This is a genomic window from Microbacterium sp. UBA1612 (assembly GCF_002321605.1).
GTDB lineage: Bacteria > Actinomycetota > Actinomycetes > Actinomycetales > Microbacteriaceae > Microbacterium > Microbacterium luteum.
The window spans coordinates 83,527-96,962 of record NZ_DCMW01000036.1 but is presented as its reverse complement, the minus strand read 5'-3'; the positions used below and the strand labels follow the sequence as shown (position 1 = coordinate 96,962).

Annotated in this window: 13 protein-coding genes; 10 read left to right on the top strand and 3 right to left on the bottom strand. The window is 70.3% G+C overall.

Annotated features, from left to right (window positions below):
* Window positions 1-22: 22 nt before the first annotated feature.
* The 5 genes from B3S45_RS13730 to rbfA all read left to right on the top strand — a co-directional run bounded on the left by B3S45_RS13730 (window position 23) and on the right by rbfA (window position 6,702).
* Window positions 23-1,879, top strand: a complete 1,857-nt coding sequence (locus tag B3S45_RS13730) for an alpha/beta fold hydrolase (protein WP_286721289.1) — start codon at window positions 23-25, stop codon at window positions 1,877-1,879.
* Between the two features lie 88 nt (window positions 1,880-1,967).
* Window positions 1,968-2,951: a transcription termination factor NusA gene (gene nusA / locus B3S45_RS13725; RefSeq protein WP_071045668.1), complete on the top strand. Its 984-nt coding sequence runs from the start codon at window positions 1,968-1,970 to the stop codon at window positions 2,949-2,951.
* A gap of 83 nt (window positions 2,952-3,034) precedes the next feature.
* Complete coding sequence (locus B3S45_RS13720) at window positions 3,035-3,307, top strand: YlxR family protein (protein ID WP_194383414.1); 273 nt, start codon at window positions 3,035-3,037, stop codon at window positions 3,305-3,307.
* A 56-nt stretch (window positions 3,308-3,363) separates the two neighbouring features.
* Window positions 3,364-6,135: a translation initiation factor IF-2 gene (infB, locus tag B3S45_RS13715; RefSeq protein WP_286721287.1), complete on the top strand. Its 2,772-nt coding sequence runs from the start codon at window positions 3,364-3,366 to the stop codon at window positions 6,133-6,135.
* Window positions 6,136-6,270: 135 nt separating this feature from the next.
* A complete protein-coding gene (gene rbfA, locus B3S45_RS13710) occupies window positions 6,271-6,702 on the top strand; it encodes a 30S ribosome-binding factor RbfA (RefSeq protein WP_286721285.1) in 432 nt (143 codons plus the stop codon).
* 12 nt (window positions 6,703-6,714) lie between these two features.
* On the opposite strand, the gene B3S45_RS13705 is transcribed toward rbfA, so the two are convergent.
* Window positions 6,715-7,590 (bottom strand): A/G-specific adenine glycosylase, encoded by an 876-nt coding sequence (locus B3S45_RS13705; RefSeq protein ID WP_286721283.1) that lies wholly within the window; start codon window positions 7,588-7,590, stop codon window positions 6,715-6,717.
* 64 nt (window positions 7,591-7,654) lie between these two features.
* Here B3S45_RS13705 and truB point away from each other — a divergent pair, with 64 nt between their 5' ends.
* The 4 genes from truB to B3S45_RS13685 are packed head-to-tail and all read left to right on the top strand — an operon-like array spanning window position 7,655 to window position 10,368.
* Window positions 7,655-8,545 (top strand): tRNA pseudouridine(55) synthase TruB, encoded by an 891-nt coding sequence (truB, locus tag B3S45_RS13700; RefSeq protein ID WP_286721281.1) that lies wholly within the window; start codon window positions 7,655-7,657, stop codon window positions 8,543-8,545.
* Window positions 8,542-8,910, top strand: coding sequence for a hypothetical protein (locus tag B3S45_RS13695; RefSeq protein WP_286721279.1), 369 nt, complete (start codon window positions 8,542-8,544; stop codon window positions 8,908-8,910). The genes truB and B3S45_RS13695 overlap by 4 nt, the downstream gene beginning before the upstream one ends.
* A gap of 37 nt (window positions 8,911-8,947) precedes the next feature.
* Window positions 8,948-9,391, top strand: coding sequence for a hypothetical protein (locus B3S45_RS13690; protein WP_228480772.1), 444 nt, complete (start codon window positions 8,948-8,950; stop codon window positions 9,389-9,391).
* Window positions 9,388-10,368 (top strand): bifunctional riboflavin kinase/FAD synthetase, encoded by a 981-nt coding sequence (locus B3S45_RS13685; protein WP_194385527.1) that lies wholly within the window; start codon window positions 9,388-9,390, stop codon window positions 10,366-10,368. Before B3S45_RS13690 ends, B3S45_RS13685 begins: the two co-directional genes overlap by 4 nt.
* A gap of 19 nt (window positions 10,369-10,387) precedes the next feature.
* On the opposite strand, the gene deoC is transcribed toward B3S45_RS13685, so the two are convergent.
* Together deoC and B3S45_RS13675 are read right to left on the bottom strand one after the other, a co-directional pair.
* Window positions 10,388-11,104 (bottom strand): deoxyribose-phosphate aldolase, encoded by a 717-nt coding sequence (gene deoC / locus B3S45_RS13680; RefSeq protein WP_194383408.1) that lies wholly within the window; start codon window positions 11,102-11,104, stop codon window positions 10,388-10,390.
* Window positions 11,105-11,108: 4 nt separating this feature from the next.
* A complete protein-coding gene (locus B3S45_RS13675; protein WP_286721276.1) occupies window positions 11,109-12,485 on the bottom strand; it encodes an MFS transporter in 1,377 nt (458 codons plus the stop codon).
* A 106-nt stretch (window positions 12,486-12,591) separates the two neighbouring features.
* Here B3S45_RS13675 and B3S45_RS13670 point away from each other — a divergent pair, with 106 nt between their 5' ends.
* The gene (locus tag B3S45_RS13670; RefSeq protein ID WP_286721274.1) at window positions 12,592-13,251 is read left to right on the top strand and encodes a hypothetical protein; all 660 of its coding nucleotides are present in this window, start codon (window positions 12,592-12,594) and stop codon (window positions 13,249-13,251) included.
* The last annotated feature ends 185 nt before the right edge of the window (window positions 13,252-13,436 follow it).

Sequence of the window (13,436 nt, the reverse complement as noted above, 5' to 3'; positions counted from 1 at the left end):
CTATGCTGACGAGGTGAATCGGGTGGACGCATGGCGACGGGGATTGAACGCCCTGCCGCGCCTGATCGCCGGCGCTCCGCCGATCGTGGTGATCCTTGTCGGCGGAATCGCGCTGCTGCTGGGCGCCCTGATCGTCACGCGGCCGCTGACCTCGCTCGTGCTGCTCACGGTCTACGTCGGATTGAGCGCGCTCATCTTCGGACTCGTCCAGTTCGCCGCACCCCACCAGGAGCGCGGATGGGCCGCCCGGATCTTCGCGGCGCTGTGGGTCGTGCTCGGCCTCGCGATGCTGCTGGGACTGGGACGCACCCTCGAACTCCTTCCGGTCGCCCTGGCGCTCCTTCTCCTCGTCGGCGGTGCGCAGGCCGTCGTCGATGCTCTGGTCGGCGGCACCCTCAGCCAGCGCGTGCTGTGGGCTGCCTCCGGCGCCGCGCAGATCGTCTTCGCGGTGCTCTCCCTCACCTGGCCCGACGTCACCGTGCTGGTGGTGGCCGTCGTCTTCGGCGTGCGCACCCTCGCATTCGGTGTGTCCACCGTCGTCCGCGGGTCGGTCGCCTTCACGCGGGCACCCCACGAGCGGGACGCCGCGCTGTTCGCCCGGTCCTCGCTCAGCATCGCGGAGGTTCATGATCGACGCCGGCGCGTGTGGGCGGCCGCGGGTCGCTATGCGCTGGCCGTCCTCCTCGTGGCCGTTTCGGCCGGCGGCTGGTGGCTCAACGACTGGCTCCAGGATGGCGCGCCCGTCGTCGACGCCTTCTACGATCCGCCTGCCGTTGTCCCGTACGACCACGGGCAGCTGATCCGCGTGGGTGACTTCTCGGGTCAGCAACCCGACGGCGCCGAAGTCCAGCGCATCCTCTACACCACGCGCGACGCACTCGGGCAGCCCGCCGTCGGCAGTGCGCTCGTGATCTCGCCGACCGCGCCCACGCGGGGTCTGCGCCCCGTGGTGCTGTGGAATCACGGCACCACCGGGGTCGCCCAGGGGTGTGCGCCGAGTCTGCGCGACGCCGCCGCGACGAAATGGTCCGTGCCGAGCCTCGACGAGGTGATCGACAACGGATGGATCGTCATCGCTCCGGACTACTCGGGGCAGGGGGCGCCGGGCACCTTCCCTTATCTCATCGGACTCGGCGAGGCGCGCTCGTCCCTCGACGCGGCCGTCGCCGCGCGGCAGATGGACGACCTCTACGCGTCCACCCGCACCGTCGTGTGGGGCCACTCCCAGGGCGGGCACGCTGCGCTGTGGGCATCGCAGATCGCCGACAGCTACACGCCCTCGCTGCAGGTTCTCGGGACGGCCGCCATCGCGCCGGCGGCCGATCCGCACGCCCTCGCCACCGAGCTGCTGCGCGAGAGTGCATCCGTGGAACTGTCCATTCTGATCTCGTGGGTGCTCGTGCCCTATGCGGACACCTACGACGACGTCGAGCTCGCCCGGTACGTCGCCCCCGGCGGCGAGGCGATCGTGCGCGAGATGACGCAGCGGTGTCCGTCCGAACCCGGTGTCGTCATCTCGGTCGCCACGGCGCTCGGCGTCTCGGAGGATCGTCCGCTGTACGTCGAGAACCTCGCGGCCGGACCCCTCGGGCAGCGCCTGCGCGAGAACACGCCGCAGGGTCCGTGGGAGACGCCGTTGCTGATCGCTTGGGGCGGAGACGACGAGGTCATCCCGCCGGTGCTGCAGGAGCGCTTCGTCGCCGACCTCTGCGAGCAGGGGGAGCACGTGCGCTTCCTCGAGTACGAGGGGTACGAGCACCTGAACGTGATGCAGCCGCGGTCCGCGCTGCTGCCGGTGCTCGTGCGCTGGACGAAGGACCGGTTCGAGCTGCGCGAACCCGCGCGCGACGACTGCGTGACCGGGGCGCTCCCCGGCTGAGGGGATCGCCTCCGGGGTGATCGGGTAACGTATACGGGATGCCGTCGGCCACGCCGCGACGGCGTGAGAGCTGAATAGGGAGGTCGACGTGGACATCGATCTGGGTCTGCTGCGGACGGTCGAGCGCGAGAAGGAGATCCCCTTCGACGAGCTGGTGCGCATCATCGAACAGGCGATCCTCACCGCGTACGCGAAGCACAGTTCGCCGTCCGGAGAGGTCCCCGACGGTGCTCGTGCGCAGCTGGACCGAAAGACCGGCCACGTGGCCATCTTCGTGCCCCTGCAGGATGACTCCGGCGCCGTGATCGGCGAGGAGGAGACCACTCCCGACAACTTCGGGCGCATCGCCGCCTTCGCCGCCAAGCAGGTGATCAGCCAGCGCCTGCGCGACATCGCGGACGACGCCGTGCTCGGAGAATTCCGGGGCAAGGAGGGCGACATCGTCGCCGGCGTGATCCAGCAGGGTCCGAATCCCCGCATGATCCACGTCGACCTCGGAACGGTCGAGGCGATCCTGCCGCCCGAGGAGCAGGTGCCGGGCGAGGAGTACACGCACGGCTCTCGCATCCGGGTCTACGTCACCAGCGTCTCCAAGGGGACGAAGGGGCCGTCGATCACCGTCTCCCGCACGCACCCGGGCCTCGTGCGCAAGCTCTTCGCGATGGAGGTGCCCGAGATCCCCGCCGGTCTGGTCGAGATCGTCTCGCTGGCCCGGGAGGCCGGGCACCGGTCGAAGATCGCCGTCAAGGCGAACGATCCGGCGATCAACGCCAAGGGCGCCTGCATCGGGGAGCTCGGCCGTCGCGTGCGCGCGGTGACCGAGGAGCTCGCCGGCGAGAAGATCGACATCGTCGACTACCACGCCGACCTGCCGACGTTCGTGGCCAACGCCCTGTCGCCGGCGAAGGTCACCTCGAGCTTCGTGCTGGACGCGAACAACAAGGCCGTGCGGGCTCTCGTGCCCGACTATCAGCTGTCGCTCGCGATCGGCAAAGAAGGCCAGAACGCTCGACTGGCAGCCAAGCTCACGGGTGCGAAGATCGACATCCAACCCGATTCCATTCTCGAGTAGCGGGCGGAGCGGGCGTATCGAAATCTCCGTGCGAACCCCGGCGTTCGCCGCCGTGGGAAACGTCTCGGGCGCCGAGGTGTAGGATGGAACCCGTACGAACGTGCGTCGGTTGTCGCACGCGTGCTTCCCGGTCCACTCTCCTTCGGGTGGTCGCCATCGATGACCGGCTCGTCCCCGACGACCGCGCTTCGATGCCGGGAAGAGGCGCGTGGGTCCATCCGACACCCGAGTGCATGACAGCCGCTCTGCGGCGACGTGCTTTCGTGCGTGCATTGCGTGTGTCAGGACCACTTGACGCGCAGACCATCGAGAAACGGCTGAACGGCTATGGAAACAAAGTGAACGGCTCGAAATGAGACCCGTCCGCGACTAACGGTCTGCCCTGCCTGGGTGGACCCCAGACAGGAGAATTGTGGCAAAACCACGCGTACACGAGATCGCTTCCGAGCTCGGCGTCGACAGCAAGGTGGCCCTCGCCAAGCTCAAGGAGCTGGGCGAGTTCGTCAAGAGCCCCTCATCGACGATCGAGCCCCCGGTCGCCCGCAAGCTTCGCGCAGCCCTCGCCTCTGAGGGCGGGTCGGCTGACGCCAAGCCCGCCGCCGGCGCGCCGAAGCCCGGTTCCGCTCGACCCGGCGCGACCGCTCCGAAGCCGGGTGCGGCACCCAAGCCCGGTGCGGCCCCGAAGCCGGGAGCCGCGACTCCGGCAGCCGCGGCGGCGCCCGCCGCGAGCGCTCCGAAGCCGGGTGCACCGGCGCCGAAGCCTTCCGCGGACGCACCCGCTTCGCGTCCCGGACCGAAGCCCGCCCCCGGCGGTTCGACGCCGCAGGCTCCCCGTCCCGGCGGCACCCAGCGTCCCGGCGGCAATCAGCGTTCCGGTGGCTCTCCCCGCCCGGGCAACAACCCGTTCGCGTCGTCGCAGGGCATGGGCCAGCGTCCCGCGGGCCCGCGTCCCGGAAACAACCCGTTCGCGTCGTCGCAGGGCATGGGGCAGCGCCCCAACCCCGGCAACATCCCGCGTCCGCAGGCCCCGCGTCCCGGTTCGCCGCGTCCCGGCGCCCCGCGTCCGGGCGGCGCCGGTCGTCCCGGTGGCGGCCGCGGCGGTGCCCCCTTCCAGCAGCGTCCGGGCGGCGCCGGTCGTCCCGGTGGCGGCGGCGGTGCCGGTGGCGGTTTCGCCGGTCGGCCCGGCGGCGGTTTCGCCGGTCGGCCCGGCGGTGGCGGCCGTGGCCGCGGCGGCGGCACAGCCGGTGCCTTCGGCAAGGGCGGCGGCAAGTCGAAGCAGCGCAAGTCGCGTCGGGCGAAGCGTCAAGAATTCGAGATGAGGGATGCGCCGCAGGTCGGCGGCGTCAACGTTCGCAAGGGCAACGGCGAGATCATCCGCATGCGCCGCGGCGCATCGATCTCCGACTTCGCGGACAAGATCGAGCAGCTCGCCGGCTACTCGGTGCAGCCGTCGACCCTGGTGACCATCCTGTTCAACCTGGGCGAGATGGCCACCGCGACGGAGTCCCTCGACGAGGCCACCTTCGAGGTGCTCGGCGATGAGCTCGGCTACAAGATCCAGATGGTATCGCCCGAGGACGAGGACAAGGAGCTCCTCGAGGGCTTCGGCCTCGACCTCGAGCAGGAGCTCGCAGAAGAGGACGACGACCAGCTCGAGATCCGTCCGCCCGTCGTGACCGTCATGGGCCACGTCGACCACGGTAAGACGCGCCTTCTCGACGCGATCCGTGAGACGAACGTCACCGAGGGCGAGGCCGGCGGCATCACGCAGCACATCGGCGCCTATCAGGTGTGGACCGAGCACGAAGAGATCGAGCGCGCGATCACCTTCATCGACACCCCGGGCCACGAGGCGTTCACCGCCATGCGTGCCCGTGGTGCGCAGGTGACCGACCTCGCGATCCTCGTGGTCGCCGCCGACGACGGCATCATGCCCCAGACGGTGGAGGCCCTGAACCACGCCCAGGCCGCCGAGGTTCCGATCGTCGTTGCCGTCAACAAGGTCGACAAGCCCGACGCGAACCCGGGCCGGGTGCGCCAGCAGCTCACCGAGTACGGTCTCGTCGCGGAGGAGTACGGCGGCGACGTGATGTTCGTCGACGTGTCGGCCCGGCAGGGCACGGGCATCCAGGACCTTCTGGATGCGGTGCTGCTCACCGCCGACGCGGGTCTCGACCTGCGTGCGAACCCGAACAAGGACGCCCGCGGTGTCGCGATCGAGGCCAAGCTCGACAAGGGTCGCGGTTCGGTCGCGACGGTGCTGATCCAGTCCGGAACCCTCCGGGTCGGAGACGCCATCGTCGCCGGCACCGCCTACGGCCGCGTGCGCGCCATGATCGACGAGAACGGCGAGCAGGTCGCAGAGGCCGCTCCGTCGCGGCCGGTCCAGGTGCAGGGTCTGAACTCGGTGCCCCGTGCGGGTGACGTGTTCATCGTGACCGAAGAGGACCGCACCGCGCGCCAGATCGCCGAGAAGCGCGAAGCCGCCGAGCGCAACGCCCAGCTGGCCAAGGCCCGCAAGCGCATCTCGCTCGAGGACTTCACCCGCGCTCTCGAGGAGGGCAAGGTCACCTCGCTCAACCTCATCATCAAGGGCGACGTCTCCGGTGCCGTCGAGGCGCTCGAGGAGTCGCTGCTGAAGATCGAGGTCGACGAGTCGGTGCAGCTGCGGATCATCCACCGCGGTGTGGGTGCCGTCACCGAGTCCGACGTGAACCTGGCCACGATCGACAACGCGATCGTGATCGGCTTCAACGTGCGCCCCGATGCCAAGGCTCGTGAGCGCGCCGCGCGCGAGGGTGTGGACATCCGCTTCTACTCGGTCATCTACAACGCGATCGACGACGTCGAGCAGTCGCTCAAGGGCCTGCTCAAGCCGGAGTTCGAAGAGGTCCAGTCGGGTGTCGCGGAGATCCGCGAGGTGTTCCGCTCGTCGAAGTTCGGCAACATCGCCGGAGCGATCGTGCGAAGCGGCACCATCACGCGCAACGCCAAGGCCCGCATCATCCGCGAAGGCGTCGTCATCGCCGATGGCCTGGCCATCGAGTCGCTGCGCCGCTTCAAGGACGATGTCACCGAGGTCCGCACCGACTACGAATGCGGTATCGGCCTCGGCAAGTACAACGACATCCAGATCGGCGACGAGATCGAGACGATCGAAATGGTGGAGAAGCCGCGCGGCTGACGGTTGTGCTGCTCCGGATTCGGATGTCCCACTCCTCGCAGAGCGGGGGCCCCGCCCGCTTCGCGGGCACCCCGATGCTCGGATTGGGACATCCGAATCCTCCACCCCCGGACGCCGTGCAGAAGGTAGGAAGAGATGAGCTCAGAACGACAGGCGCGACTGGCGGACCGGATCCGCGTCCTCATCGCCGAACGTCTCGAGAAGGGGCTGCGCGACCCGCGGCTCGGCTTCGTCACCATCACCGACGTGCGCGTGACCGGAGATCTCCAGCACGCGTCGGTGTTCTACACGGTGCTCGGAGACGAGAAGGAGCGGGCGTCGTCGGCTGAAGCGCTGCGCGCAGCCACCGGGATGCTCCGCAGTGAGGTGGGACGCAAGCTCAGCGCCCGCCTCGTGCCGACCCTGGAGTTCATCCCGGACGGGATTCCCGAGAACGCCGGCCACATCGAGGAGCTCCTGCGCGAGGCGCGTGAGCGGGATGAGGCCGTGGCCGGGATCGCGGGAACGGCGAGCTTCGCCGGCGAGGCGGACCCCTACAAGAAGGTCCGCGACGACGACGAGGAATGAGCGCGTCGCGTTTCAGCGCGGCAGTCGGAGCATCCCGTCGACCGCCTCGATGAGCCCATCGGCCACGAGGGAGTCGATCGCGCGATCGCGCTGGACCGGGTCCGGCCACGCGGGGATGACCTCCTCGGCGGAGACCTGATGCGCCTCGATCTCCCGCAGCGCGGCGAGGATCGCGCCGCGCGCCTGTCGGTCGCTTCCCTCGTATTTCGCCTGCTTCTTGCGGGTGTCGCCGGTGTCGGGGTATCCGGCCGCCCGCCAGGCGCATATGGCGGAGACGGGGCACGACCCGCATCGCGGTGATCGCGCGGTGCACACCAGCGCGCCCAGCTCCATCGCGGCGGCGTTGAAGCGTGCGGCGGCGCCGTCGTCCGACGGCATGAGCGCCTCCATCGCCGCGAGGTCGCGACGATGCGGCGCGCCAGGGTGAGCCTGACCGTCGATGATCCGCGCGATCACCCGCCGGGTGTTCGTGTCGACGACCGGATGGCGGTCGCCGTAGGCGAACACGGCGACGGCGCGGGCCGTGTAGTTCCCGATTCCGGTGAGTGCGAGGAGATCCTCGACCGAACGGGGAACGACGCCGCCGTGGCGCTCCGTGATCTCCACGGCGGCGCGATGCAGCCACAGGGCGCGGCGCGGGTAGCCGAGATTGGCCCACTGCCGGACGGCGTCGGCCGGGGGAGAAGCGGCCAGAGCCGCGGGCGTGGGCCAGCGTCGCAGCCACGCCTCGAGCAGCGGGATCACCCGGTTCACCGGTGTCTGCTGCAGCATGAACTCGCTCACGAGCACGCCCCAGGCGCCGAAGCCGGGGTGTCGCCAGGGGAGATCGCGCGCGTTGTCGGCGAACCAGGCGTTCAGCGGCGTGGCGATCTCGGCGCTGCGGGGCATCCCTCCAGCGTACGATCCGATGCCGCGCACGGGGCAGGCGAGCCGGGCCACGTAGGCTGGGAGGATGCGTCCTGCCCCCGGCATCCTGCTCGTCGACAAGCCGGGCGGCCTCACGAGCCACGACGTCGTCGCGCGTGCGCGGCGCGCACTCGGAACGCGGAAGATCGGCCATGCGGGGACCCTCGATCCCATGGCGACGGGCCTCCTCGTGCTGGGGGTGGAGGCGGCCACCCGCCTGCTCACCTTCGTCGTCGGCCAGGACAAGACGTATCGCGCGACCATCCGGCTCGGAGTGGCGACCGACACCGACGACGCGGACGGCCAGGTGACGGGCCGGATCGACGCCGGCGGCGTCTCACCCGACGCCGTGACGAGCGCCATCGCGCACCTTCGCGGAGACATCTCGCAGATCCCCAGTCGCGTGTCGGCGATCAAGGTCGACGGGCGCCGCGCGTATGACCTTGCGCGGGCGGGCGAGGATGTCGAGCTCGCCGCTCGAGAGGTCACGGTGTCGCGCTTCGACGTGATCGCCGAGCGCCGCGAAGGCGACATCCTCGACCTCGACGTGGTCGTGGACTGCTCCAGCGGGACCTATATCCGGGCGCTCGCACGCGATCTCGGCGCCGCGCTGGGCGTGGGCGGTCATCTGACGGCGCTGCGGCGCACGCGCGTCGGATCGTTCGACGTCGCCGATGCCTCGGCGCTCGATGACCTCGATGCGGCGCGGATGATGCCGGTCGCCGCGGCGGCGTGCGCGGTGCTGCCGCGGCTCGAGGTCACCGCCGACCAGGCCCGTGACCTGCGACACGGCAAGCGGCTGCACGGACTTGCCGCGACGATCGACGCCCCGCGCGCCGCGGCGATCGCGCCGGACGGGACCTTCGTGGGGGTCGTGCGTCCGCGCGGCGACGATCTGCGGAGCGAGATGAACATGCCCGAGGAGGCCGGGGCGTGATCGAGTGGTTCACCTACGTCCAGGTCGCTGTCGCCGTCGTCGCGGGTGCCCTGTGCATCGTGCTCGGCCTCGCCGAACGCCGCCCGAGCGACCTCACCGTGGGCTCGCTCGCGCTGGTCGAGCTGCTGCTTCTCGCCCAGATCGTGATCGCGATCATCGCCCCGTTCGCCGGCAACCCGCCGACCGGGAGCCTGCTCGAGTTCTGGGTCTATCTCGTCAGCGCGGCGCTCGTTCCGCCGGCGGCGGTGCTGTGGGCTCTGCTGGAGCGGAGCCGGTGGAGCACGGTCGTCCTCGGTGTCGCCGCGCTCGCGGTGGCGATCATGGTCTACCGCATGCAGGTGATCTGGGCCGTCCAGATCGCGTGACGCGGCCCGCTCGCGCGAGGCCTAGAATCGAGGTGCGATGTCCACACCCCCGTCCCGCCCCCGTATGACCGGCATCGGTCGGGTGCTCGTGATCGTGTACGCGATCATGGCCCTCGCCGCGACCGGCCGCAGTTTCGTCCAGATCGTCCAGCGCTTCGACGAGGCACCGCTGGCGTATTCTCTGTCGGCTCTGGCCGCCGTCGTCTACATCCTCGCGACACTGGCCCTGGTGTTCTCGGCCTCCGCGATCTGGTACCGCATCGCCTGGGTGGCCATCGGCTTCGAGCTCGCCGGTGTCCTGATCGTCGGAACGCTGAGCTTCGTGCTCCCCGACCTCTTCGCCCACCCGACGGTGTGGTCCTGGTTCGGCGGGGGATACCTCCTCGTGCCGCTCGTGCTGCCGTTCCTCGGACTCTGGTGGCTGTGGACGCACCGCGCCCGCGTCACCGCGGAGCCGCATCCCGCTTCGGTGGCCCCGTGACGGTGTGGCGTCATCCCGACGAGGTTCCGGAGGGCTACGGACCGTCGGTCGTCGCCATCGGCAAGTTCGACGGCGTGCACTCCGGTCATCGCGCGGTGATCGATCGCGCGCGCGTCGATGCTGCCGCGACCGGTGCCCGTGTGGTCGCGGTCACCTTCGACCGCAATCCGCTCGCGGTCCTGCGACCCGAATCGTGCCCGGACGCGCTGGCGAGCACGACCCAGAAAGTGCGGCTCCTCGCCGACGCGGGTGTGGACGCGACCCTCGTGCTCACGTTCGACGAGCAGCTCGCCGCCCTGGATCCCCGCGACTTCGTCGAGCACGTTCTCGTCGACGCCCTGGCCGTGCGCACGGTTCTCGTCGGGCAGGACTTCCGCTTCGGCCGCGCCGGTGCCGGCGACCCGGAGACGCTGCGCGCACTCGGAACCGAGCTCGGGTTCGACGTGCATGTCGTCGAGGACGTCTGCGCGGTCGACGGCCGCCGCGTGTCGTCGACCTGGGTGCGCGACCTGCTCGCCGAGGGGGATGTGGCCACGGCCGCGCGGCTCCTCGGTCGGCCTCACGCGGTGCGCGGCGAGGTCGTGCACGGGCTGAAGCGGGGGCGCGATCTCGGGTACCCCACCGCGAACCTCTCCGCCGATGGCGACGGCCTCGTTCCCGCCGAGGGGGTCTACGCCGGATGGCTCGTCGATGAGGGCGAGCCGACCGGTTCGGGTGCGGCGCCTCACGCCCGCACCCGCTATCCCGCCGCCATCAGCATCGGCACGAATCCGACGTTCGGCGATGTCCTCGTCCGCCAGGTGGAGGCCTATGTGCTCGATGAGACCGATCTCGATCTGTACGGACACACCGTGGAGATCCGCTTCGTGGAGCGGCTGCGCGGGATGGTGGCCTTCAGCGGCATCGAGCCGCTGATGGCGCAGATGGCCGATGACGTCGCCCGCACGCGGGCGACGCTCCTCACGCGCGGCACCTGACGCCCGAGCGCCTCGCGCGTCAGTAGGAGGACTCGTCGACTCCGCCGGCAGGCGTCTCGCCGGCATCGTGCGCGCGGGCGGCGCCGAGGATGGTCGCCGCCGCGGAGGTGCCCAGGCGCGTGGCGCCGGCGTCGAGCATCGCGACGGCCGCGTCGAGGCCGCGCACTCCGCCGGAGGCCTTCACCTGCACGCTGTCCCCGACGCTGTCGCGCATGAGCCGGATGTGCGCGACCGTGGCGCCTCCGCCGGCGAATCCGGAGGACGTCTTCACGAAGTCGGCTCCCGCGGCCTCGCTGAGGCGGCACGCGCGGATGATCTGCTCGTCGTCGAGGTAGGAGGTCTCGAAGATCACCTTGACGACGTGGCCCTCAGCTGCCTCGACCACCGCACGGATGTCGGCCTGCACGTCGGCGTCCATGCCGGAACGCAGCCATCCGATGTTGAGCACCATGTCGAGCTCGACCGCTCCGTCGGCGAGAGCCCGGGTCACCTCGGCGACCTTCGTCGCGGTCGAGGTGGTGCCGTGGGGGAAGCCGATCACCGTGCCGACGGCGACCCCGGTCCCCGTCAGGCGCGCGACGGCGTGGGGGATGTCCGAGGGACGCACGCAGACGCTGAAGACCTTCCATTCGGCGGCGATGTCGAGTTCGGCGTCGACCTCGGCCCGCGTCAGTTCGGGCTTGAGGATGGCGTGGTCGATGGTCGCGGCGAGCTGACGCTCGGTGTAGGTGGTCATGTGCTCAGCCTACGTCGGAGCGGGCCGGGAGCCGGTTGCGGATGCCGGCGAACGAGACCGCGCCGCCGACCGCGAGCAGGGCGGCCGTCACGACGGCAGCGCGGTGGAAGCCGTCGAGGTCGAGGGCGCCGCCGACGATGGTGGCGAGCATCGCGATCACGATGAGCCCCGCGACCCGTGAGATGGCGTTGTTCACCGCCGATGCGATACCCGATCTCGACGTGTCGATCGCGCCGAGGATCGCCGAGGTGAGCGGCGACACCGTGAGGGTGAGACCCAGACCGAAGGCGATCACCCCGGGGAGCACCTGGGTCCAGTAGTCGAACGCTTCGCCGACGGACAGCAGCAGCAGGGCGCCCGCGGCCATCACGATCGGCCCGACGGTCATGAACAGGCGCGGGCCGAACCGGCCGGCGAGGTCACCGACGCGCGAGCTGAAGAGGATCATGAGGATCGTGATGGGGAGGGTCGCGAGTCCGGCCAGGGTCGCCGACAGCCCGGCTCCCTGCTGCAGGTAGACGCCGACGACGAAGCCGTTGAGCGAGAGCGCGGCATAGACGAACGCCGTCGCGAGGTTGCCGGCCCAGAAGTTGCGCGCACGGAACAGGTCCAGGGGCATCATCGGATCCGCTGCCGTCGCCTGCCGCACGAGGAAACCGGCGAACGACGCCACGCCGACGGCGGCGCTGCCCCAGATGGTGGGGGATCCCCACCCCAGGCTCGGCTGCTCGATGAGCGCGAAGACCATGCCGCCGAGACCCAGCGTGCACAGCACGGCGCCCCACACGTCGACGGTGCGGCCCGGCGCGCGCACATCGGGGCGTCTGAGCACCGCCAGCAGCCACAGGGTGATGACGATCGGCACCACGTTGATGAGGAACACCAGTCGCCACGAGAGCAGGTCGACGCTCAGCCCGCCGATGACGGGGCCCACCACCATCGCCCCGGTCGTGGCTGCCGTCCAGATGCCGATGGCGCGCGCCTGCGCGGCATCGCGGAAGGTCGCCGTGATGAGGGCCAGTGAACTGGGCACGAGGAGCGCTCCGGCCACCCCCTGGAGGGCGCGCGCGACGATCAGGAACTCCGGCGTGGGGGCCGCGGCGATCGCGATCGAGGTGATGCCGAACAGCACGAGTCCCCAGCGCAGCACGCGGATGCGGCCATAGACGTCGCTGAGGGATCCCGCCACGAGGATCAGGGCGCCCAGGGTGATCAGGTAGGCGTCGACCACCCACTGCTGCGTCGCGAGGCCACCGCCGAGGTCATCGCGGATCGCCGGGAGGGCGACGGTCACCACCGTGCCGTCCAGGAAAGACACGAACGATGCGAGGATCGCGATCGTCAGGACGAGCCGCTGGTCCCGCGGCATCCGTTCCGGCATGTTCTCAGGGTACGTCCGCCGCGCCGCCGCGGGGCCAGCCTCGTGGGTCGGTAGAGTCGGTGCCCGTGCCGCCCCTCCGCGGTGCAGCGCCCCTCCAGGAGGTACCGTGACTCGTCACCACCGGACGCCCCGCCTGCTCGCCGCGGGGGCCGCCGCGGCTGTGGCATTCTCTCTCGCCGCATGCCAGCCCGAGCCCGTGCCGTCCGGCAGCGCGGAGCCCGACGGTACGACGGCCGTACCGACCGAAACCGTCGAGAGCGCTCCGACCCCGACGCCCACCGAGACCGACGCCTTCGTTCTTCCGAGCTCGTGCGAGGAGATCTACTCCGCGGATATGCGGGCGACCCTCGAGGCGGACAACCCACCGCTCAACGACCCCGGTGTGACGATGTATTCCAGCGAGAACGCCGTCGTGCTCGAACTGATCGACTCGGGTGCCCCGACTCTGCGGTGCACGTGGGGCACTCCGTCCGACTACGGCCTGGCCACGAACATCACCCTCATCGACGACGCGCAGGGCGAGGAGATCGCCGCTGAGCTCAGCGCGGCCGGGTTCAGCTCCGAGGACGTCGCCGTCGGCAGCATCCATCGCATCGAGCAGCGGGGGATCACGCTCGACGACGAGCCGTACACGCTGGGTGAGACCCACGTCATCGGCGACGGCGCGATCGTGACGACCCGGTGGATCAACTTCGCTCCCGAGGGCTACAGCGAAGACATCATCGCCACCCTCTGGGGAGCAGATTCTGCGGATTCGGCCGGGTAGCCGCTAGAATGCTGTGCGGGGATCCCGACCGCCCTGTCGCTGCTCGCTGAAGCGGGTGCTCGCGACCGACGGTGCCGGCATCTCCGCCCCGTGTTCGTGACGGCGTCGTGGCGCCGCCCACGGGAATCACGTTCTCTCGCCGGATCACCGGATCGACCGGTATCCGATCCCTAGGCTCAGGAGGA

What these genes read in the sequence shown, in the direction of transcription:
- B3S45_RS13720 (WP_194383414.1), top strand. Translation starts at nt 3,035, where the DNA reads ATGGAACCCGTACGAACGTGCGTCGGTTGTCGCACGCGTGCTTCCCGG.
- rbfA (WP_286721285.1), top strand. Translation starts at nt 6,271, where the DNA reads ATGAGCTCAGAACGACAGGCGCGACTGGCGGACCGGATCCGCGTCCTC.
- B3S45_RS13705 (WP_286721283.1), bottom strand. Translation starts at nt 7,590, where the DNA reads ATGCCCCGCAGCGCCGAGATCGCCACGCCGCTGAACGCCTGGTTCGCC.
- truB (WP_286721281.1), top strand. Translation starts at nt 7,655, where the DNA reads ATGCGTCCTGCCCCCGGCATCCTGCTCGTCGACAAGCCGGGCGGCCTC.
- B3S45_RS13690 (WP_228480772.1), top strand. Translation starts at nt 8,948, where the DNA reads ATGTCCACACCCCCGTCCCGCCCCCGTATGACCGGCATCGGTCGGGTG.
- deoC (WP_194383408.1), bottom strand. Translation starts at nt 11,104, where the DNA reads ATGACCACCTACACCGAGCGTCAGCTCGCCGCGACCATCGACCACGCC.
- B3S45_RS13675 (WP_286721276.1), bottom strand. Translation starts at nt 12,485, where the DNA reads ATGCCGGAACGGATGCCGCGGGACCAGCGGCTCGTCCTGACGATCGCG.